Origin of the sequence: uncultured Stenotrophomonas sp. (assembly GCF_963519125.1) — a bacterium.
Classification (GTDB): domain Bacteria; phylum Pseudomonadota; class Gammaproteobacteria; order Xanthomonadales; family Xanthomonadaceae; genus Stenotrophomonas.
Genome location: NZ_CAUQLJ010000029.1, coordinates 15,420 through 35,928, shown reverse-complemented (window position 1 = coordinate 35,928; position 20,509 = coordinate 15,420). Strand labels below are relative to the sequence as shown.

Genomic DNA, 20,509 nt, shown 5'->3' with positions numbered 1-20,509 from the left:
GTTCACGGCGTGTCTCGGAGCGGGGCTGCCCGGCGGCCGCCCCAGCACGTATGAAATGAAACGCCGCCGTTCGCGCGGAAACGAAAGGCAGCCTTCAAAAGGGCGATCGCCCAAAAACAGAACGGCCGGGAAAGACCCGGCCGTTTGAACAAATGAAGCGTTTGCGTTGGTGGTTACTCCACCGCCAACCCATCCACCTTCTGCCAACCGCGCGGCAGCAGATGCCCGCGCGTGGCGCGGCTGCCGATGTAGGTTTCCAGATCCTTGTACGACAGGTTCATGGTGCGCTGGCCGCTGCGGACCAGCAGCGTGTTGCCCGGGCCTACCGCCACCACCGCCACCACCCGCTCGGTGGCCAGCTTCGCCTTCGGAATGTCGATGATCTTGTTGCCCTTGCCCTTGTCCAGTTCCGGCAGCTCGCTGGCCGGGATCGCCAGCAGGTTGCCCGAACTGGTCACCGCCACAATGCGGTCGGCCGCCGGGTTGGCCACCACCGCAGGCGTCAGCACCTTCGAACCCGACGTCAGGTTCAACATCGCCTTGCCCGCCTTGTTGCGGCCGGTCAGGTTCTCGAAGCGCGTCACGAAGCCGTAGCCGTGCGTCGACGCCAGCACGAAGCGCGTATCGTTCTCGCCGCTTGCCAGCGTCATGAACGCACTGCCCGCCGCCGGCGAGAAGCGGCCCGTGAGCGGCTCGCCATTGCCGCGTGCCGAGGGCAGGGTATGCACCAGCGTCGAATACGCACGCCCCTCGCTGTCCAGGAACGCCACCTGCTGCGTGCTGCGCGAACGCACCGACCCCAGCAGCGCATCGCCCTCCCGGTACGACAGCGTGGACGGGTCCATGTCGTGGCCCTTCGCCGCACGGATCCAACCCTTCTCCGACAGCACCACCGTCATCGGCTCGCTCGGCACCAGCTCCGACTCATCGATCGCCTGCGCCGCACCACGCTGCACCAGCGGCGAACGGCGCGCATCGCCGAACTTCTTCGCATCCGCCGTCAGCTCGTCGCGGATCAGCTTGCGCAGTTTCGCCTTGCTGTCCAGGATCGACTGGATCTTCTCGCGCTCCTTGGCCAGCTCGTCCTGCTCGCCCCGGATCTTCATTTCTTCCAGGCGCGCCAGCTGCTTCAGCTTGGTTTCCAGGATGTAATCGGCCTGGTCATCGCTCAGCCCGAAGCGCGCGATCAGCGCCGCCTTCGGCTCGTCCTCGGTGCGGATGATGTGGATCACTTCATCCAGGTTGAGGAACGCTACCAGCAGGCCTTCCAACAGGTGCAGGCGACGGTCGACCTTCTCCAGCCGATGGGTCAGGCGGCGCGTCACCGTGGTCCCACGGAACTGCAGCCACTCGCTCAACAGCACCTTCAGGTTCTTCACCTGCGGACGCCCGTCCAGCCCGATTACATTGAGATTGACCCGGTAGCTGCGCTCCAGGTCCGTCGTCGCGAACAGATGGCCCATCAGCTGCTCCGCGTCCACACGGTTCGAGCGCGGCACCAGCACCACCCGTACCGGGTTCGCATGGTCCGACTCGTCGCGGATGTCTTCCAGCCACGGCAGCTTCTTCGCGCGCATCTGCGCCGCGATCTGCTCGATGACCTTCGACGGCGATACCTGGAACGGCAGCGCGTTGATCACGATGTTGGTGCCTTCCTTCAGGAAGGTCGACCGCGCACGCACGCTGCCGTAGCCGGTCTCGTACATCGTGCGCAGGTCTGCGGCCGGCGTGATGATCTCCGCCGCGCTCGGGTAGTCCGGGCCCTTCACGTGCTCCAGCAGCGCGTCCAGGCTCGCGTCCGGATCGTCGAGCAGGTGCAGCAGCGCGCTGACAATCTCGTTGAGGTTGTGCGGCGGCACGTCCGTGGCCATGCCCACCGCGATGCCCGTGGTGCCGTTCAGCAGCAGGTGCGGCAGGCGCGCCGGCATCCAGGTCGGCTCTTCCAGCGTGCCGTCGAAGTTCGGCGTCCAGTCGGTCGTGCCCTGGTTGATCTCGCCCAGCAGCACTTCGGCGATCGGGGTCAGCTTGGACTCGGTGTAGCGCATTGCCGCGAACGACTTCGGGTCGTCGGTCGAACCGAAGTTGCCCTGGCCCTCGATCAGCGGGTACCTGTACGAGAACGGCTGGGCCATCAGCACCAGCGCCTCGTAACAGGCGCTGTCGCCATGCGGATGGTACTTACCGATCACGTCACCGACGGTACGGGCGGACTTCTTCGGCTTCGAGGCGGCGTTCAGCCCCAGCTCGCTCATGGAATAGATGATGCGGCGCTGCACCGGCTTCAGGCCGTCGCCGATGAACGGCAGCGCACGGTCGAGCACCACGTACATCGAGTAGTCCAGGTACGCCCGTTCAGCGTATTCACGCAGGGGCAGCTGTTCAAAGCCGTGGAAAGCGGGGCGGGCTAGATCGGTCATGCGGGATTGGTACCTGTGGCAAGGGACGGCGACGGCTGTCGCCCTCGCAGGCCGTCGATTATCCGGATGCGGCGGGGGATGCCAAGCCATGTGAAGGAATTGCCCTGTATCGGCCAGTGTTCTGAATGGGGCAACACTGCATTTGCTTCCAGATCGAATATTTCCATTGAGAAATATATTTTTCGGAAGTAAAGTGCCTGCCCATGATGATCTGCCCCGACAATCCGCCCAGTCTCGGACTGCTGCTGCGCCAGGTCCGCGATGGCCTGATGCGCCAGCTGGACGTGTCCATGGCCGAGGAAAACCTCGATATCGGCTTCACCCACTACCTGGGCCTGAAGGTGCTGTCGTTCCGCGCGCCCTGTACCGCCAACGAGCTGGCCCAGGCCCTGGACCAGGTGCCCAGCGCCGTGACCCGGTTGTTGGACAAGCTGGAAGCGCTGGGCTGCGTGCGCCGCGAACCGCATGCGCAGGACCGGCGTGCGTTGCAGATCGTACTGACCGACGAAGGCCGCCAGCTGTGGGCCCGGCTGCAGCGGCGCGGCGACGCGGTGATGGACGAGGCCATGCGCGCCCTGTCCACCGAAGAGCGTGCCCAGCTGCTTTCCCTGTTGACCCGTGTCCGTGACTCCCTCACTACGCCATGACTCCTATTACTGATCGCACTTCATCGCTGCGCCCGCTGCGGCCGCTGCTGCTGTCCGTGCTTGCCCTGGCGCTGGCCGCCTGTGCCAGCACCGGCGGCCTGCAACCGCAGGGCACACTGCTCGACGCCGACAGCCTGCAGGCCCAGCGCACCCTGGCCGGCCACCCGCTGAGCCCGGCCGCCTGGCCGGCCACCGACTGGTGGCGGGCGCTGAACGACCCGCAGCTGGACGCGCTGATCGCCGAAGGCCTGCAGCACAACCCGGGGCTGGACGCGGCCGACGCGCGCCTGCGCCAGGCCCGCGCGCAGATCGGCACCGCGCATGCGGACCGCCTGCCCAGCGTCAACGCGTCCGGTGGCTACACCGGCGTGCGCCTGCCCGAATCAATGGTCGGTGACGAGCTCGGCGGCAGCTACGCCGGCAGCGGCCAGGCTTACCTGAGCGTCAGCTATGGCGTGGATCTATGGGGCGGCAAGCGCGCCGCCTGGGAAGCGGCCGTGGACAGCGGCCACGCTGCCGCGGTGGACGCGCAGGCCGCGCGCCTGAACCTGTCGGCCGGCATTGCCGAAGCCTATGCGCAGCTGGGTTACGCCTGGAAGCTGCACGACGTGGCCGGCGAAGAACTGGACCGTTCGCAGAAGACCCTGACCCTGGTCCGCCAGCGTCGCGCGGCGGGCATCGACAGCGACCTGCAGACCCGCCAGGCCGAAGCCCGCATTCCGGTCGCACAGCAGCAGCTGCAGGCTGCGCAGCAGCAGATCGACGAGGCGCGCACCGCGCTCGCCGCGCTGGTCGGGCAGGGCCCGGACCGCGGTCTTCAGATCGACCGCCCGCAGCCGTTGAATCCGCTTGCGCTGCAGTTGCCCAGCGTGCTGCCGAGCGAGCTGCTGGGGCGCCGTCCGGACATCGTCGCGGCGCGCTGGCGGGTGGAAGCGGCCGGTCGTGAGATCGACGCGTCCAAGGCCAAGTTCTATCCGAGTCTCAACCTCACCGCACTCGGTGGCGTGGTGGCCAGCGAGGTCGACCAGCTGCTCAAGAGCGGTTCGACCTTCGCCTTCATCGCGCCGGCGTTGAGCCTGCCGATCTTCGACGGTGGCCGCCTGCGCGCCAACCTGGACAAGACCGACGCGCAGTACGACCTGGCCGTGGCCAACTACAACCAGTCGGTGGTCGACGCGCTGCGCGAGGTGGCCGACCAGGTCAATGCGGTGCGCTCGCTGGCCGAGCAGGCCGCGTCGCAGACGCAGGCCGTGGATACCGCCCGCGCGGCCCACGACCTGGCGCAGCAGCGCTACAAGGCCGGCGTTGGCAGCTACCTGGACGTGCTGAGCGTGGAAGCGCAGCTGCTGCAGTCGCAGCAGCAGCTGGCCGCGCTGCAGTCGCGTCAGATCCTTGTTTCGGTCCGGCTGAGCCAGGCACTCGGCGGCGGGTTCACCCCGTCCGGCGACACCGCCACGCTCGCCACCGCCCCCGAATCCACGCATTCCTGAGAGTCCTCCCATGAGCCAGACATCCGCTCCCGCTGCCGCTCCGGCAGCTCCTTCCCGTCGCGGCAAGCTGCTGCGTGGCCTGCTGGCCATCGTGGTGCTGCTGATCGCCGCCGCGACACTGTGGTACTTCATGTTCGGCCGCTGGTTCGAAGAAACCGACGACGCGTACGTGCAGGGCAACCAGGTCCAGATCACCCCGCTGATCACCGGTACGGTGGTGGCGATCAACGCCGACGACGGCATGCGCGTGGAGCGCGGCCAGCTGCTGGTTCAGCTGGACCCGGCCGACACCGACGTGGCGCTGCAGCAGGCCCGGGCCAACCTGGCCAAGACCGTGCGCCAGACCCGTGGTCTGTACCGCAGCGTGGAGGGCGCACAGGCTGAGCTGAGCGCGCGCCAGGTCACCCTGAACCGCGTGCGCGAAGATTTCGCACGCCGAAAGGGCCTGGCCGCCACCGGTGCGATTTCCGATGAAGAGCTGGCGCATGCGCGCAACGAGCTGGCGGCGGCGGAAGCGGCCGTGGCCGGTTCCCGCGAGTCGTTCGAGCGCAACAATGCGCTGGTCGACGACACGGTGATCGCGACCCAGCCGGACGTGCAGGCCGCTGCGGCGCAGCTGCGCCAGGCATACTTGAACAACGCACGTGCCGGCATCGTGGCGCCGGTCAGTGGTTACGTGGCGCGTCGTTCGGTCCAGGTCGGCCAGCGCGTGCAGCCGGGTGCTGCGCTGATGGCGGTGGTGCCGACCGAACAGATGTGGGTGGAAGCCAACTTCAAGGAAACCCAGCTGCGCCACATGCGCCTGGGCCAGGAAGTGGAGCTGAAGTCGGACCTGTACGCCGGTGACGTGAAGTACAAGGGTCGCATACAGAGCCTGGGCCTGGGCACCGGCTCGGCGTTCTCGCTGCTGCCGGCGCAGAACGCCAGCGGCAACTGGATCAAGATCGTGCAGCGCGTGCCGGTCCGCATCGCCATCGATGCCAAGCAGCTGGCCGAACACCCGCTGCGCATCGGCCTGTCGATGAAGGCCGAAGTGAGCCTGCGTGACCAGAAGGGCGAAGTGCTGCCGAGCACTCCGGCCAAGGGCACGGTGTTCGACACCGACGTGTATGCCAAGCAGCTGCATGATGCCGACGAGGTGATCCACACGATCATCCAGGGCAACCTGCCGCAGCAGCAGGCAAAGGTGGGCTGAGGTCGCCATGTCCGCACAAGCTCCAGCCGCGCCCGGCGCTCCGGGCGCACCGGCGGCGCCGGGTGCGGCCTCCGGGTTCCTGCCGCCCAGCGTCGCCCTGTGCACCGTGGGCCTGGCGATGGCGTCGTTCATGCAGGTGCTCGATACCACCATCGCCAACGTCTCGCTGCCGACCATCGCCGGTAATCTTGGCGCCAGTTCGCAGCAGGCCACCTGGGTCATCACCTCGTTCGCGGTCAGCACGGCCATCGCGCTGCCGCTGACCGGCTGGCTCAGCCGCCGCTTCGGCGAACGCAAGCTGTTCGTCTGGGCCACGCTGGCCTTCGTCATCACCTCGCTGCTGTGCGGCCTGGCGCAGAGCATGGGCATGCTGGTGCTGTCGCGTGCGCTGCAGGGCTTCGTGGCCGGTCCGATGTACCCGATCACGCAGTCGCTGCTGGTCTCGATCTATCCACGCGAGAAACGCGGGCAGGCGCTGGCACTGCTGGCGATGATCACCGTGGTGGCGCCGATCTGCGGCCCGATCCTCGGTGGCTGGATCACCGACAACTACAGCTGGGAATGGATCTTCCTGATCAATGTGCCGCTGGGCATCTTTGCCGCGCTGGTGGTGGGCAACCAGCTGAAGGGGCGCCCGGAGCACATCGAGAAGCCGAAGATGGACTATGTCGGCCTGGTCACCCTGGTGATCGGTGTCGGCGCGCTGCAGCTGGTGCTCGACCTGGGCAATGACGAGGACTGGTTCTCGTCGATGAAGATCGTGGTGCTGGCGTGTGTGGCCGTGGTCACGCTGACGGTGTTCCTGATCTGGGAACTGACCGACAAGGATCCGATCGTCGACCTGAAGCTGTTCCGGCATCGCAACTTCCGCGCCGGTACGCTGGCGATGGTGGTGGCGTACGCGGCGTTCTTCAGCGTGGCCCTGCTGATTCCGCAGTGGCTGCAGCGTGACATGGGCTACACCGCGATCTGGGCGGGCCTGGCGACGGCGCCGATCGGCATCCTGCCGGTGATCATGACCCCGTTCGTGGGCAAGTATGCATCGCGCTTCGATATGCGCATGCTGGCCACGGTGGCGTTCATCGTGTTGTCGATGACCAGTTTCCTGCGTTCGAACTTCAACCTGCAGGTGGACTACACCCACGTGGCCGGCGTGCAGCTGATCATGGGCATCGGCGTCGCGCTTTTCTTCATGCCGGTGCTGCAGATCCTGCTGTCGGACCTGGATGGGCGCGAGATCGCGGCGGGCTCCGGCCTGGCCACCTTCCTGCGTACGCTGGGCGGCAGTTTCGCGGCGTCGCTGACGACGTGGCTGTGGGCGCGGCGCACCCAGGTGCACCATGCTGACCTGACCGAGCACATCTCGGTCTATCAGCCGGGCATGCAGGACCAGGTGACGGCGATGGGGCAGGGCGACCTGCAACATGGTGCAGCGGTATTGAACAACATGATCAACCACCAGGCATCGCAGATGGGCTTCAACGACATCTTCTTCCTGTTGGGCTGGGTGTTCCTGGCGATCATCGCCTTCCTGTGGCTGGCCAAGCCGCCGTTCGGCGCAGGCGCCGGTGCGGCGTCCGCTGGCGGGCACTGATCGCGCGCTGATGCAACTTCAAAGGCCCCGCAGAGATGCGGGGCTTTTCCTTTGTTCGCGCCGCTCGGATTGCACACCCTACGTAGAGCCGGGCTCTGCCCGGCTCGCTGTTGGATTCAGGCGAACAGCTCGGGTCTGCAGGTTTCTCTGGTTTGGGCCGTCGGGGGTGGGTTGGTGGGGGACGCCGTAAACCCATCCATGGGGGCTAAGTCGCCGCATCCATGCGGCTCATTCCCCCACCAACCCACCCCCGACGACCCTTCGATAGAGTGTCGCGGGCCACGGGAAAAGCCGGTGCGCCGACCTGTGGTCGGCACGGATGCGCGTGGGTTGGTCTACGGTGGACACGCATGGCGTGTCACTACGCGCCTGGTTCGTTCCGGGCGGTAGGGTTGGTTCCCAAACAACCGCCGTGAACAAACCAACGTCCGGTAACGCATGAAAATTTGAACGCAATGATTTGTCGGCCAATGGCCGACACCCGCGTGTCCCATGCTCACCGCCGCACTATCGGAGGGTCGGCGGGGGTAGGTTTGCGGGGGAATGAGCCGCATGGATGCGGCGACTTAGCCTCCATGGGTGAAGGCGCACTGCTTGCGAGGCACTGCCTCGCGTGCGACTGAACGCCCAATCGCTGGCGATTGGGCCGGGGCCCGGAGGGCGATTCACGGCGTCCCCCGCGGACCTGCCCCCGACGGCCCAAGCCAGTGGAACCCGCAGACCCGGGCTGTTCGCCCGAATCCAACAGCAGCTGGGCAGAGCCCAGCTCTACGGAAGGTGTGCAATCCGGGGCAGGGGGTGCAAATCGATCACCGTCATCGGCAAACCCCGGAAACGAAAAAACCCGCTTTCGCGGGTTTGATCATTTACCGAGTCGTGGTGCCCAGGAGAGGACTCGAACCTCCACGAAGTTGCCCCCGCTAGCACCTGAAGCTAGTGCGTCTACCAATTCCGCCACCTGGGCGACTCAGGAGGGGAATTCTGCGGGAGAACCGCGAATGTGTCAACAGCATGTCGCAGAAAAAATCGTTCTCGACTGGCGTGATGCAGAAACGAAAAAACCCGCTTTCGCGGGTTTGATCATTTACCGAGTCGTGGTGCCCAGGAGAGGACTCGAACCTCCACGAAGTTGCCCCCGCTAGCACCTGAAGCTAGTGCGTCTACCAATTCCGCCACCTGGGCGACTCAGGGGGCGAATTATGCGGATCGCCCCAAGGTCTGTCAACGCATTCTGATGCCGCGATAGGCATACTCGGCCGATACCGATGGTCTGGAGGTTCCATGGCATTGCCGATCCTGCACGCCCACCCACTTTCGTCGTGCTGCCAGAAGGTGGTGATCGCCGCCCATGCGCTTGGCGTTGCCCTCGACCAGCAGCTGCTCAACCTCGGCGACCCCGCCCAGCGAGAAGCGCTCGATGCCCAGTCTCCTGCCGGCAAGATGCCCCTGCTGGTCGACCAGGGCAGGGCAGTGGCGGAGACCAGCATCATCATCGAGTACCTGCAGCAGCACCATGCTGCCGACGGCGCGCGCCTGATTCCACTCGACCCCGACGCCGCGCTCGCCGTCCGCTTCTGGGACCGCTTCTGCGACTTCTACCTGATGACCCCGATGCAGGCGCTGACCGCCGAGCTGCTCAAGCCGGAAGAACGACGCAGCGAAGAAAACGCCGCATCCGCCCGCGCGCTGCTGCTCAGAAGCTACGCCGCGCTCAACCGCCAGCTCGAAGGCCGCACCTGGTTGGCCGGCGAAGACTTCAGCATGGCCGACTGCGCCGCTTCGCCTGCGCTGTTTTACGCCATCGCCTATGTACCGGTGCCGGACACCGAATGGCATCTGCTTGCCTACTTCGAACGCCTGATGGCGCACCCATCGGTGGCGGCGGTTGTTGACGCGGCTCGGCCCTGGTTCAAGTATTTCCCCGGCAGGGCGGGGTTGGCGTCGCGGTTCTACGTGCCGGACGCCTGAAACGAAAAAACCCGCTTTCGCGGGTTTGATCATTTACCGAGTCGTGGTGCCCAGGAGAGGACTCGAACCTCCACGAAGTTGCCCCCGCTAGCACCTGAAGCTAGTGCGTCTACCAATTCCGCCACCTGGGCGACTCAGGGGGTGAATTCTGGGCATGTCCGCAGGGCTTGTCAACGCTTTTGTTAAATTTCTTCACAATCCTGCATGGGGGTCGGCAATGACCCATTCTGCACACCGCCACGCGGTACCATGGGGGTCGATGAAAACAAAGAAACCGACCCGGGGCGCGAAAGCCCCCAAGTCTCCGGCGCCCAAGCAGGCTGCCGGTCCGTCGGGCAAGCCCCGCGCTGCTGCTGCCAAGTCTGGCAAGAAGCTGCCGCCCTGGATGCCCGAGTCCATGAACACCCCCGCGCCGCCCCGTGGCGGCAAGCGCAGCGGCCCCCGGCCGGACCACGGCGCACCGGTCCCGACCCGTCGCAATCCGCATCCGATGCCTGCCGGGACCCCGGTAGAAGACCCGTATGCGGCCCGCGAAGCTGAACGCTACGCCCAGCCCATCGCCAGCCGCGAAGCCATCCTGCAGCTGCTCGACCGCTGCGACGGCCCGCAGACGCATGAAGAGGTGGCCGTCCAGCTCGGCCTGACCGAACCCGACCGTGCCGATGCCTTGGGCAAACGCCTGGGCGCCATGGTCCGCGACGGCCAGCTGGTGCAGAACCGCCGCGGCGGCTTCGCTCCGGTCCAGGCCACCAACCTGATCACCGGCGTGGTCATCGCCAACCCCGAAGGGTTCGGCTTCCTGCGCCCGGTCGAAGGCGGCGACGACCTGTTCCTGGCCCCGTATGAAATGCGCAAGGTCATGCACGGCGACCGCGTGCTCGCCAACGTCACCGGCATCGACCGCCGCGGCCGCCGCGAAGGCAGCATCGCGCGCGTGCTCGAGCGCGGCATGACCCGCATGATCGGCCGCTTCAGCGTCGAGTTCGGCATCAACTACGTGGTGCCCGACGACAAGCGCATCCAGCGCAACGTGCAGATCCCGCCCGACCAGACCGGCGACGCCCGTGACGGCCAGCTGGTGGTGTGCGAAATCACCCAGCCGCCGGATACCCGGCGCCCGCCGATCGGCCGCATCATCGCCGTGCTCGGCGACAAGCTCACCGCCTCGCTGATCGTCGAAACCGCGATCCACGGCCATGAGCTGCCGTTCGAATTCCCGCAGGCCGTGCTCGACGAAGCGGCAGCCGTGCCGATGCAGGTCGAGCCGCAGATGATCGGCAACCGCGTCGACCTGCGCAGCACGCCGCTGGTCACCATCGACGGCGAAGATGCCAAGGACTTCGACGACGCGGTGTACTGCGAACCCAACGCCGAAGGCTTCCGCCTGGTGGTGGCCATCGCCGACGTCTCCAACTACGTCCGCCCCGGCACCCCGCTCGACGACGAAGCACAGAAGCGCGCCACCTCGGTGTACTTCCCGGGCTTCGTGGTGCCGATGCTGCCCGAGACCCTGTCCAACGGCATCTGCTCGCTGATGCCCAAGGTCGACCGCATGTGCTTCGTCTGCGACATGCAGGTCGGGCGCGACGGCGAAGTGGCGCACGCGCGCTTCTACGAAGCGGTGATGAATTCGCATGCGCGCCTGACCTACAACCAGGTCTGGCAGGCGGTGGGCGAGAACGACCCGGCCGTGCGCAAGCAGATCGAAGCCGTGCTGCCCCAGGTCGAGCGCCTGCACCAGCTGTACAAGGTACTGGCCAAGGCCCGCACCAAGCGTGGCGCGATCGAATTCGAATCGTCCGAAGTGCGCTTCGTGCTCGACAACACCGGCGAAGTCACCCAGGCCGGCATGATGGTGCGCAACGACGCGCACAAGCTGATCGAAGAGTGCATGATCGCGGCCAACGTGCAGGCTGCACGTTACCTGCTGAGCAAGCACATGCCGGCGCCGTTCCGCGACCATGCCAAGCCGCCGGAAGCCAAGTTCGAGGACCTGCTGGAGTTCCTGAAGGAATTCAAGCTGAGCCTGCCGGCGTGGTCCAAGGTGCAGCCCAGCGACTACACCAAGCTGCTCAAGAAGGTGCGCGAGCGTCCCGACGCCGCGCTGCTGGAGTCGGTGCTGCTGCGCAGCCAGAGCCTGGCGGTGTACTCGCCGGACAACCAGGGCCACTTCGGCCTGGCGCTGGACGCATACGCCCACTTCACCTCGCCGATCCGTCGTTACCCTGACCTGCTGGTGCACCGTGCGATCAAGCATGCGCTGAGTGGCAAGCCGGTGGAGAAGTTCAGCTATTCCCAGCGTGAAATGGCCGCGCTGGCGCTGCAGTGCTCCGAACGCGAGCGCCGTGCCGACGAGGCCGAGCGCGAAGTGGACGAACGCTACCGCGCCGCCTGGATGGAAAAGCACGTTGGCGGCGAGTTCGACGGCGTGATCAGTGGCGTGACCAGCTTCGGCCTGTTCGTCGAGCTGGACGAGTCCAAGGTCAATGGCCTGGTTCACGTTACCCAGCTGCCGCACGACTATTACCAGTTCGACGCCACCCGCAAGACGCTGAGCGGCGAGCGCCGTGGCAAGAGCTACCGCCTGGGCGACCGCGTGCGGATCCTGGTGCTCAAGGCCAGCATGGAAGAGCGCAAGATCGATTTCCGCCTGGTCGAGGACAAGGAAGAGCAGGAGCCGACCCTGCCGCCGCGCGGGCAGCCGGCCAAACGCCAGAAACAGAAGTACTGATGCCCCTGGCGGGGTCGGCCACGGGCCGGCCCCGCCCATCGCACACGTTCGAGGAATGTTCGCCATGAACCCGGTTCCCGAATTCTCCGGCGGCTGCCAGTGTGGAGCGATCCGCTTCCACGTCCGTGGCGCGCTGCCTGACCGCTCGATCTGCCATTGCCGGATGTGCCAGAAGGCCTTCGGCGCCTACTACGCGCCGCTGGTTTCGGTGCGCGGCGCAGATTTCCAGTGGACCCGCGGCGAACCCCGCCGGTTCCAGTCGTCCAATCATTTCCGCCGGGGCTTCTGCGCCGACTGCGGGACCCCGCTGACCTATGAAGGCGACGACGGCATGGCCGTTGCGGCGGGGGCCTTCGACGACCCCAGCCGGCTGCCGCCCACCGTCCAGTACGGCACCGAGTCCAAGCTGCCGTTCGTGGACCAGCTGGGGGGCCTGGCGGTGATCCTGCAGGAGGACGACCCGGACGCCGAACGCCTGCGCAGCCTGGTCTCCCACCAACATCCAGACCGCGACACCGAGCGCTGGCCGCCCCGGTGACCCCGGGCGCCCGGCCTCCCGATGCTCTACCATTACCACCCCCTGTACCGGTCCCGCCCCCGCAATGAGCAAGCAAAGCCAGTGGATCGTCGGCGTCAACGCCGTCGCCTCCTCGATCGAGAACGATGCCGATAACGTCCGCGAAGTCCTCATCGAGGCCAGCGCGAAGAACCCGCGGCTGACCGAAATCGAAGAGAATGCCCGCCGCAAGGGCATCGACGTGCGCAAGGTCAACACCCAGGCGCTGGACGGCGTGGGCGGCTCGGTGCGTCACCAGGGCGTGGCGGCACGCTACCAGGCGGCCCGCACCTACAGCGAGAACGAGCTGGAAGGGCTGGTCACCGCCGCCGAAGGCAAGGCGCTGCTGCTGGTGCTCGACGAAGTGCAGGACCCGCACAACCTGGGCGCCTGCCTGCGCAGCGCCGCCGCCGCAGGGGCCACCGCGGTGATCATTCCCAAGGACAAGTCGGCCACGGTGAATGCCACCGTGCGCAAGACCTCGGCGGGCGCCGCCGACCGCATTCCGGTGGTGGCGGTGACCAACCTGTCGCGCTGCCTGAAGGACCTGCAGAAGCAGGGCGTGTGGATCTACGGGCTGGCCGGTGAGGCCACCACCTCGCTGTATTCGATCGACCTGAAGGGCAACGTCGCGCTGGTGCTGGGCGGCGAAGCCGACGGCATGCGCCGCCTGACCCGTGAGAACTGCGACGGGTTGGTGAAGATTCCGATGCCGGGGGATATCGAGAGTTTGAATGTCTCGGTGGCTGCAGGTGTAAGCCTGTTTGAAGCGGTGCGTCAGCGCAGCTGACGCGGCGCTTCAAACAGGCCGTAGCAGCCGACCCTTGGTCGGATGGCATTCGGGCGGTGCAACCGCCCGCGCGCGGGGGTCACCCCGCGCTCCCGCCCAACGCCTTGAACAACGTCACATCGTTCACCAGCAGCTTCTGCTTCACCGACGCCAGCGACAATTCCGCGTCGCGACGCGTCTGCTGCGCTTCCAGCCAGGTGCGCAGATCCGTTGCGCCAACCCGGTAACGCACTTCGTACATCCGCTCGATCTCCACCGCTTCGTCATACGACGCCTGCGAGGCCGCCACCTGCGTGGCGAACTGGGTGCGCGCGGACAACGCGTTGTCGACCTCCGAAAGCGCCGTATACAGCGTGCGCCGGAACGTATTCGCTGCGATCTGGTAATCGGTCCCGGCGATCTTCGTATCCAGCTGCGCCTGGCGGATATTCAGGAACGGCAGCGACAAGCCCGCGCCCAGTGACGCCACCGGGTTCTTCAACACGTCCGACAAGGTGGTCGCGCCCGTGCTCAAGCCGCCGGTCAGGCTCAACGCGGGGTAGTAACTGGTCGCAGTGACCTTGATGTTCTTCAGGCTGTTGCGCAGGCGCAGTTCTGCCGCGCGCAGATCCGGGCGACGGCCGAGCAGGTCGGCCGGCAGGCCTTCGGCGATCACCGGCGTGGCCGCGATGTCCAGCACCTGCGGTTCGTCGGCCTGCGGCCACGGCTGGCCATCCAGCAGCACGGTCAGCGCGTTGCGGCTGGCCACGCGCTGCTGCTCCAGCGCGCTCTGCGCCGCCCGCTGCGCTTCCAGCTGCTGGGTCGCCTGGCGCACTTCCAGCCGCGACACCGCACCCGCGTCGAAGCGCGCCTGGACCAGTTCCTGGGTGCGCTGCAACCGCTCCAGATTCGCCTGGCCAGCAGTGATCGACTGGTTGAGGTAGGCCAGGGTCCAGTACTGGGTGGCCACGTCGCCGATCACCAGCAGCGCCGTGTTCTGCAAGTCTTCCTCGCTGGCCTGGGCTTCCCACTGGGCGATGTCGCGCTGCGCGCGCAGGCGCCCCCACAGGTCGATCTCCCACTGCAGCGAAACGCCCGCCGAACTGCTGCGGTTCCAGTCCGCACCCTGGTCGATGGCGCGGTTGCCATTGCTGCTGACGCTGCCCGAAGGCTGTGGCCACAACGCGTTCTCGCTCAAACCCGCCTGCAGGCGCGCACGCTGCACCGCCAGACCCGCCGAGGCCAGGTCGGTGTTGGCCTGCAGCGCCCGGGCGATCACCCGGTCCAGGCGCGGGTCGCCGAAGCCGGTCCACCATGCGTCGTCGCGCACGTCGGCCTGCAGCGTCGGCGCTGGGTTCGACACCGTGGCCGGTGCGTTGAGCCGTGCATCGCCTCGACCATAGACGGCCGGCACGCTGGGTGCGTCCACCTTGTACTGCCCGGTGCTGACACAGGCCGACAGCAGCACGGCAGTGGTGCAGGCCAGCGCCAGCGGGCGCAGGGCAGGAACAGACTTGAACAGGATTGCCATCTTCATTCGCGCGCCAGCGCCTCCACGGGATCGAGTTGGGCCGCATTGCGTGCCGGAAGGAAGCCGAACGCCACGCCGATCAGGCTGGAACACGCGAACGCGGCCACGATCGAAGCGGTGGAGAACAGCATCTTGAAATCGGGGGCGAAGGTGTCGAACACCCAGCCCACCACCAGCGACAGGCCCACACCGAGCAGGCCGCCGAGCAGGCACACCAGCACCGCTTCGATCAGGAACTGCTGGCGGATGTCGCTCTGTCGCGCGCCCACCGCCATGCGCACGCCGATCTCGCGGGTACGCTCGGTCACCGACACCAGCATGATGTTCATCACCCCGATGCCGCCGACCAGCAGCGCGATCGCCGCGATCGCGCTGATCAGCAGGGTCATGGTGCGCGTGGTCTGTTCGATGGTCTCGCGGATCTCGGCACTGTTGCTGAGGAAGAAGTCCTCCGTGCCGTGGCGCATGATCAGGAGCTTGGAAATGGCCGCCTGCGCCGCATCCATCGGCGTGGCATCGTCCACCCGCACGGTGATGCTCGACACGTAGTTCTGGCCGAGCATGCGCGACATCACGGTGGTGTACGGCACCCAGACCGACAGGCTGGTGCTGCTGCCAAAGCCCATGCTCTGGCGCTGGGCCACGCCGATCACCCGTACCGGCACGTTGCCGAGCAGGATCACCTGGCCCACGGGGTCGGCGCCGTCGGGGAAGAACTGGCTGCGGGTGTTCTCATCGATCACCGCCACCTGGGCCAGCCCCTTCACCGCATCCGCATCGAAGAAGCTGCCCGCGCTCAGGGTCACGCCCTTGACCCGGAAGAACTGCTCGCCCACGCCGCTGACCTGCGCGGTGGCCGACTGGTTGCGGTAACGCGCAGTGACCGAGGAGGACACGCTCGGGGTGACGCTGTCGATGTAGCTCTGCCGCGCCAGTGCGTCGGCATCGCTGGCCTTGAGCGTCTGCACGCGCGCCGAGCGCATGTCGCCGAAGCCTCGCCCGGGATACACATCGATGGTGTTGGTGCCCAGCGCGCTGATGTTCTGCAGGATCTGCTGCTGCGACCCGTTGCCCATCGCCACCACCGAGACCACCGAAGCGATGCCGATGATGATGCCGAGCATGGTCAGGAAGGTGCGCAGCCGATGCGCGTTCATCGCCAGCAGGGCCATGCGGAACGCTTCGGTGAAGCGGTCGCGGGCCGCCCGCCAGCTGTTGCCGTGGGCGACGCCGGTACTGGCCTCGCGCTGCGCGCGGTAGCTCGGCGCATCCGGATTGGCGCGGTCGGCGATGATCTCGCCGTCGCGGATCTCGATGATGCGCTGTGCGTGCTGGGCCACGCTCATGTCGTGGGTGACGATGATGATGGTGTGGCCTTCGGCGTGCAGCTCGCCGAGGATCGCCATCACTTCTTCGCCGGATTTCGTGTCGAGCGCGCCGGTCGGTTCGTCGGCCAGGATCACCTCGCCGCCGTTCATCAGGGCACGTGCGATCGACACGCGTTGCTGCTGGCCACCGGACAGCTGGCCCGGCTTGTGATGCATGCGGTCGCTCAGGCCCAGCCGCTGCAGCAGTTGCTCGGCACGCGCGTTGCGCACCGGGCCGGGGCTGCCGGCATACACCGCCGGCACTTCCACGTTGCCACGCGCATCCAGGTCGCCCAGCAGGTGGTAGCGCTGGAAGATGAAACCGAAATGTTCGCGGCGCAGTTCGGCCAGCTCGTCCGGCAGCATGCTGCCGGTTTCGCGGCCGGCCACCTGATAGCTGCCCCGGGTCGGGCGGTCCAGGCAGCCCAGGATGTTCATCAGGGTCGACTTGCCCGAGCCGGACTGGCCGACGATGGCCACCATTTCACCGGCGGCGATGTCCAGGTTGACGTCGCGCAGCACGGCGATGGTGTCCTCGCCGGCCGGGAACTCGCGGCGCAGGTCGCGCAGCCGCAGCAGCGGCGTGCCTGTCGGGGCGGTTTTCATCGGCGCGGCCCGCCCATGCCCGGGCCGCCCATGCGCATCTGCCCGCCGCCACGGTTGCCGCTGCTGGCAGACGGCGTAGCGCTGCCTTCGCCCACCACGACCTTTTCGCCTTCCTTCAGGCCCGAGGTCACTTCGGCGCTGGAACCGGTGTTGATGCCGATCTTCACTTTGCGCGGCTGCGGCATGCCATCGGCATCGGCCACGCGCACCATGTACTGGCCGTCGCGGGTCTTGGGACCCAGCGCCACCGACGGAATGGTCAGCACGTCCTTGGCCTGCTTGAGCAGTACCGAGACCTGCGCGGTCATGTCGATGCGCAGGGTGCCGTCCGGATTCTCCACGTCGAACAGCGCGTTGTAGTACACCGCCGAACTGGCGCTGGAGCTGGACGAACTGGAACTGCTCGAGCTGTCGCTGGCGATCGAGGACGGGGCCGGATTGATCTGGCGCAGCGTGGCGTGGTACTTGCGTTCCGGGTCGCCCAGGGTGGTGAAGTACACCGGCATGCCGGCCTTGATCTTGACCACGTCGGCTTCGCTCACCTCGGCATTGACCGTCACCAGGTCCAGCCGCGCCAGCATCACGATGGTCGGTGCAGTCTGGTTGGCGTTGACGGTGCGGCCTTCTTCGGCCACCACCGCGACCACGGTGCCGTCCATCGGCGCGGTGATGCGGGTGTAGGCCAGGTTGGCGTTGGCCGTGCCCAGCTCGGTCTGGCGACCCTGGATCTGCGCGTCATACGCCTTGACCTGGGCGCGTGCGGTTTTGAGCTGGGCCTCGGCGGTATCGAACTCGGCACGCGAGGTCGCTTCGGCGGCCAGCATCTCCTTCTGCCGGGCGAACTCGAGCTCGGCCTGGCGCAGGGTCGCCTGCTGCACCGCGCGCTGGGCGGTGACCTGGTCCAGCGAGGCCTGCGCATTGAGCACCGCGTTGCGCTGGGTGGTGGCATCGATTTCGGCGATCAGGTCGCCTTCGTTGACGGTATCGCCCAGCTGGACCTTCAGCGATTTGATCTGGCCGGAGGCCTGCGCACCGACGCTGACCAGCTTGTAGGCATCGATCACGCCGGTGGCTTCCACCGTCTGTTCCAGGTCGCCACGGGTGACCGGGCTGGTGGCCAGGGTCGGCGCGCTCGGCTTGCGCAGGGTCCATGCGACAATGCCGCAGACCAGCACGGCCAGTGCGGTGACAAGCAGCACGCGGCCGCGGCGGGTGACAGGCAGTCGGGGCTTCACGATGATGATCAACTCAACAGGCCGGCATGCGGCGTTGTCAGCATTGTGAAGAGCGTGGACGGGCGCCTCAACGCTCGCCATGTAACACCGGGTAACAGCGGCACGCTTCCACGTGTCGGCATGTATCAGGCGCGGTGCCTGAAACATGCGTACGCAAACCAGAGGATGCGGTTCAGCTCCCGACAGGGGATCATCGCCGCATGGAGACCACAACGATGCAACGCCTGCTGATCGTCGATGACGACAACGACATCCGCCAGCTGCTGGCCGAACAGCTCGGTCGCGCCGGCTACCAGGTCAGCACCGCCAGCGATGGCCAGGGCATGCGCCAGGTGCTGGAACGCGAACACGTGGACCTGATCGTGCTCGACCTCAACCTGCCGCGCGAAGATGGCCTGACCCTGTGCCGCGACCTGCGCGCGCGCTCCAGCACGCCGGTGATCATGCTCACCGCGCGCAGCGAGCCGATCGATCGCGTGCTCGGCCTGGAGATGGGCGCCGACGATTACCTGGGCAAGCCGTTCGAACCGCGCGAGCTGCTCGCGCGCATCCGCAACGTGCTGCGCCGGACCGAAGCGCTGCCCGCCAACCTCGAGCCGCTGGCGATCCGCCGGGCGCGGTTCGCACACTGGACCTTCGATCTGGAGAGCCGCCACTTGGTCGATCCGGACGGGCGCGTGGTGGTGTTGTCCGGCGCCGAGTTCCGCTTGCTGCGGGTATTCGTGGGACATGCCAACAAGGTGCTCTCGCGCGAGCAGCTGGTATCGCTGAGCAGTGGTCGCAGCTACGAATCGCAGGACCGTGCGATCGACCTGCAGGTCAGTCGCCTGCGCAACAAACTGGCCGGTGATGGCGGCAGCGACGGCCTGATCAAGACCGTGCGCAACGAAGGCTACGTGCTGGCTGCGGCGGTCACCCTGGAATGATGCGCCTGCGCCGTTTCTTCGCGTCGATGGTCGGGCGCCTGTTCGTGATCCTGCTGCTGGGCATGAGCGTGGCCGCGATCGGCGCCACCATGCTGGCCAGCACCAAGCGGCAGCAGGAATTCGAACGCCAGAACCTGACCCGCATCGCCGACCGCCTGCAGGGCTTCGTCAACATGCTCGACGGCAATCCCGAGCTGCGCGACCGGCTGCTGGCGGTCGGCGGGCCGGCGGTACGCAGCCTGCCCGCCGGCGCGCGGCTGGGCCGCGAGGACACGGCGCTGATGGAGGTGCTGGAGGATCGCGCCGGCCCGGTCGCGCATGCCACGGTGCATTTCACCTCATTCCGTTCCTGCATTCCCAAGGCCCAGGAACTGTGGCCGCCACCGCCGCCGCAGCGCCGCAAGCCGCCGCATGAGCGCGACCCGGCCTTCATTCCGCCCAAATGCCGCGCGGTGCAGTTGCCGCTCAGCGACGGCACGATGCTGGCGCTGTCGCTGGAATCGCCGGCGATCGCACACAACGGCATCCTCGCGGTCGACCCGCTGTTCCTGACCCTGCTGGTGCTCGCCATCGCGGTGCTGGCCTATGTGGTGGCGCGCATGGCCAGCGCGCCGTTGCAGCGACTGGCGTCGGCTGCTGCCGAACTGGGCGATGACCTGCAGCGCGAACCACTACCGGTGACCGGTCCGCTCGAGGTCCGGCGCGCCGCCGAGGCGTTCAATGCGATGCAGAAGCGCCTGCAGCGCACCCTGGGCGAACGCACCCAGATGCTGGCGGCGATCACCCACGACCTGCAGACCCCGGTCACCCGGCTGCGCCTGCGCCTGGAGAACGTGGGCGACGAAGCACTGCGCGAGCGCCTGATCGGCGACCTGGCTGCGATGCAGGCGCTGATCCGGGAAGGCCTGGAACTGGCGCGCAGCGCCGAGAGCGCCGAGCCGCGCGCTGCGCTGGACCTGGACTCGCTGCTGGAGAGCATCGTCGAGGACGCCGTGGAAGCCGGCGCCGAGGCGCAGTTCGCCCAGGGCAGCGGTGCGGTACTCATGCTGCGCCCGCTGGCCATGCACCGGCTCTTCTCCAACCTGGTGGACAACGCACTCAGCTACGGCGGCACCGCCCAGGTGCGGGTGGAGCAGGGCACCGACGGGGTGCGGGTCCGCGTGCGCGACCGCGGGCCCGGCCTGGCCGAGGACGAGCTGGAGACCGTGTTCGACCCGTTCGTGCGGCTGGAGACCTCGCGTTCGCGGGCCACCGGCGGGGCCGGGCTGGGCCTGACCATCGCCCGCGCGCTGGCCGAGAAGGACGGTGCGACCCTGCACCTGCGCAACCATCCGCAGGGCGGACTGGAGGCGGTCGTGCACTGGCCGGCACCGCCGCGACCGCCCGGCAGCCGCGCCGGCTGAGCGCGACACGGGCAAAGCGGCGCGGATTTGCCTACTATGGGCATCCCCCGCCAGTTGTTGCCGCATGAGTGCGT

At 67.1% G+C, this 20,509-nt stretch carries 14 protein-coding genes and 3 tRNA genes; 10 read left to right on the top strand and 7 right to left on the bottom strand.

The features are described from left to right. Positions 1-173: 173 nt before the first annotated feature. Positions 174-2,417, bottom strand: coding sequence for a DNA topoisomerase IV subunit A (parC, locus tag RYM47_RS17930; RefSeq protein ID WP_315389708.1), 2,244 nt, complete (start codon positions 2,415-2,417; stop codon positions 174-176). Positions 2,418-2,623: 206 nt separating this feature from the next. Between parC and RYM47_RS17925 the strand changes: the two genes are divergently transcribed. From RYM47_RS17925 to emrB, 4 genes are read left to right on the top strand one after another with little or no spacing between them, the layout of a single operon-like run. Then, a complete protein-coding gene (locus tag RYM47_RS17925) occupies positions 2,624-3,064 on the top strand; it encodes a MarR family transcriptional regulator (protein WP_315389713.1) in 441 nt (146 codons plus the stop codon). After that, positions 3,061-4,554, top strand: a complete 1,494-nt coding sequence (locus tag RYM47_RS17920) for an efflux transporter outer membrane subunit (protein WP_315389706.1) — start codon at positions 3,061-3,063, stop codon at positions 4,552-4,554. Before RYM47_RS17925 ends, RYM47_RS17920 begins: the two co-directional genes overlap by 4 nt. A 10-nt stretch (positions 4,555-4,564) precedes the next feature. After that, entirely contained in the window at positions 4,565-5,749 is a 1,185-nt protein-coding gene (emrA, locus tag RYM47_RS17915) for a multidrug efflux MFS transporter periplasmic adaptor subunit EmrA (RefSeq protein ID WP_315389704.1), read from the top strand. 7 nt (positions 5,750-5,756) lie between these two features. After that, on the top strand, positions 5,757-7,343 hold the full coding sequence (emrB, locus tag RYM47_RS17910; RefSeq protein WP_315389702.1) for a multidrug efflux MFS transporter permease subunit EmrB: 1,587 nt from the start codon (positions 5,757-5,759) through the stop codon (positions 7,341-7,343). A gap of 877 nt (positions 7,344-8,220) precedes the next feature. On the opposite strand, the gene RYM47_RS17905 is transcribed toward emrB, so the two are convergent. Both RYM47_RS17905 and RYM47_RS17900 read right to left on the bottom strand, forming a co-directional pair. After that, positions 8,221-8,307 (bottom strand) — tRNA-Leu (locus RYM47_RS17905). A gap of 131 nt (positions 8,308-8,438) precedes the next feature. After that, positions 8,439-8,525: transfer RNA gene (locus tag RYM47_RS17900), tRNA-Leu, on the bottom strand. A 99-nt stretch (positions 8,526-8,624) separates the two neighbouring features. Between RYM47_RS17900 and RYM47_RS17895 the strand changes: the two genes are divergently transcribed. Continuing rightward, a complete protein-coding gene (locus RYM47_RS17895; RefSeq protein WP_315389700.1) occupies positions 8,625-9,311 on the top strand; it encodes a glutathione S-transferase family protein in 687 nt (228 codons plus the stop codon). A 44-nt stretch (positions 9,312-9,355) separates the two neighbouring features. Here the strand turns inward: RYM47_RS17895 and RYM47_RS17890 are convergent. Next, positions 9,356-9,442, bottom strand: a tRNA-Leu gene (locus tag RYM47_RS17890). Between the two features lie 128 nt (positions 9,443-9,570). Between RYM47_RS17890 and rnr the strand changes: the two genes are divergently transcribed. The 3 genes from rnr (at position 9,571) to rlmB (ending at position 13,388) form a co-directional block, all read left to right on the top strand. Next, the gene (gene rnr / locus RYM47_RS17885) at positions 9,571-12,042 is read left to right on the top strand and encodes a ribonuclease R (RefSeq protein WP_315389698.1); all 2,472 of its coding nucleotides are present in this window, start codon (positions 9,571-9,573) and stop codon (positions 12,040-12,042) included. 64 nt (positions 12,043-12,106) lie between these two features. Next, entirely contained in the window at positions 12,107-12,580 is a 474-nt protein-coding gene (locus RYM47_RS17880; RefSeq protein WP_315389696.1) for a GFA family protein, read from the top strand. Between the two features lie 64 nt (positions 12,581-12,644). Further along, the gene (rlmB, locus tag RYM47_RS17875; protein ID WP_315389695.1) at positions 12,645-13,388 is read left to right on the top strand and encodes a 23S rRNA (guanosine(2251)-2'-O)-methyltransferase RlmB; all 744 of its coding nucleotides are present in this window, start codon (positions 12,645-12,647) and stop codon (positions 13,386-13,388) included. Between the two features lie 79 nt (positions 13,389-13,467). Here rlmB and RYM47_RS17870 read toward each other — a convergent pair whose 3' ends face one another. Genes RYM47_RS17870 through RYM47_RS17860 form a run of 3 tightly spaced genes read right to left on the bottom strand, consistent with a single transcriptional unit; the run spans position 13,468 to position 18,106 of the window. Beyond that, the gene (locus RYM47_RS17870) at positions 13,468-14,904 is read right to left on the bottom strand and encodes a TolC family protein (protein ID WP_315389694.1); all 1,437 of its coding nucleotides are present in this window, start codon (positions 14,902-14,904) and stop codon (positions 13,468-13,470) included. Continuing rightward, entirely contained in the window at positions 14,901-16,871 is a 1,971-nt protein-coding gene (locus RYM47_RS17865; RefSeq protein WP_315389692.1) for a MacB family efflux pump subunit, read from the bottom strand. The genes RYM47_RS17870 and RYM47_RS17865 overlap by 4 nt, the downstream gene beginning before the upstream one ends. Then, entirely contained in the window at positions 16,868-18,106 is a 1,239-nt protein-coding gene (locus RYM47_RS17860) for an efflux RND transporter periplasmic adaptor subunit (protein WP_315389690.1), read from the bottom strand. Before RYM47_RS17860 ends, RYM47_RS17865 begins: the two co-directional genes overlap by 4 nt. 200 nt (positions 18,107-18,306) lie before the next feature. Here RYM47_RS17860 and RYM47_RS17855 point away from each other — a divergent pair, with 200 nt between their 5' ends. Together RYM47_RS17855 and RYM47_RS17850 are read left to right on the top strand one after the other, a co-directional pair. After that, complete coding sequence (locus RYM47_RS17855) at positions 18,307-19,032, top strand: response regulator transcription factor (protein ID WP_070208081.1); 726 nt, start codon at positions 18,307-18,309, stop codon at positions 19,030-19,032. Further along, positions 19,029-20,435 (top strand): ATP-binding protein, encoded by a 1,407-nt coding sequence (locus RYM47_RS17850; protein ID WP_315389687.1) that lies wholly within the window; start codon positions 19,029-19,031, stop codon positions 20,433-20,435. Before RYM47_RS17855 ends, RYM47_RS17850 begins: the two co-directional genes overlap by 4 nt. The last annotated feature ends 74 nt before the right edge of the window (positions 20,436-20,509 follow it).

Excerpts from the sequence above, each read along its gene's own strand:
- parC (WP_315389708.1), bottom strand. The coding sequence starts at position 2,417 with ATGACCGATCTAGCCCGCCCCGCTTTCCACGGCTTTGAACAGCTGCCC.
- RYM47_RS17925 (WP_315389713.1), top strand. The coding sequence starts at position 2,624 with ATGATCTGCCCCGACAATCCGCCCAGTCTCGGACTGCTGCTGCGCCAG.
- RYM47_RS17920 (WP_315389706.1), top strand. The coding sequence starts at position 3,061 with ATGACTCCTATTACTGATCGCACTTCATCGCTGCGCCCGCTGCGGCCG.
- emrA (WP_315389704.1), top strand. The coding sequence starts at position 4,565 with ATGAGCCAGACATCCGCTCCCGCTGCCGCTCCGGCAGCTCCTTCCCGT.
- emrB (WP_315389702.1), top strand. The coding sequence starts at position 5,757 with ATGTCCGCACAAGCTCCAGCCGCGCCCGGCGCTCCGGGCGCACCGGCG.
- RYM47_RS17895 (WP_315389700.1), top strand. The coding sequence starts at position 8,625 with ATGGCATTGCCGATCCTGCACGCCCACCCACTTTCGTCGTGCTGCCAG.
- rnr (WP_315389698.1), top strand. The coding sequence starts at position 9,571 with ATGAAAACAAAGAAACCGACCCGGGGCGCGAAAGCCCCCAAGTCTCCG.
- RYM47_RS17880 (WP_315389696.1), top strand. The coding sequence starts at position 12,107 with ATGAACCCGGTTCCCGAATTCTCCGGCGGCTGCCAGTGTGGAGCGATC.
- rlmB (WP_315389695.1), top strand. The coding sequence starts at position 12,645 with ATGAGCAAGCAAAGCCAGTGGATCGTCGGCGTCAACGCCGTCGCCTCC.
- RYM47_RS17870 (WP_315389694.1), bottom strand. The coding sequence starts at position 14,904 with ATGAAGATGGCAATCCTGTTCAAGTCTGTTCCTGCCCTGCGCCCGCTG.
- RYM47_RS17865 (WP_315389692.1), bottom strand. The coding sequence starts at position 16,871 with ATGAAAACCGCCCCGACAGGCACGCCGCTGCTGCGGCTGCGCGACCTG.
- RYM47_RS17855 (WP_070208081.1), top strand. The coding sequence starts at position 18,307 with ATGGAGACCACAACGATGCAACGCCTGCTGATCGTCGATGACGACAAC.
- RYM47_RS17850 (WP_315389687.1), top strand. The coding sequence starts at position 19,029 with ATGATGCGCCTGCGCCGTTTCTTCGCGTCGATGGTCGGGCGCCTGTTC.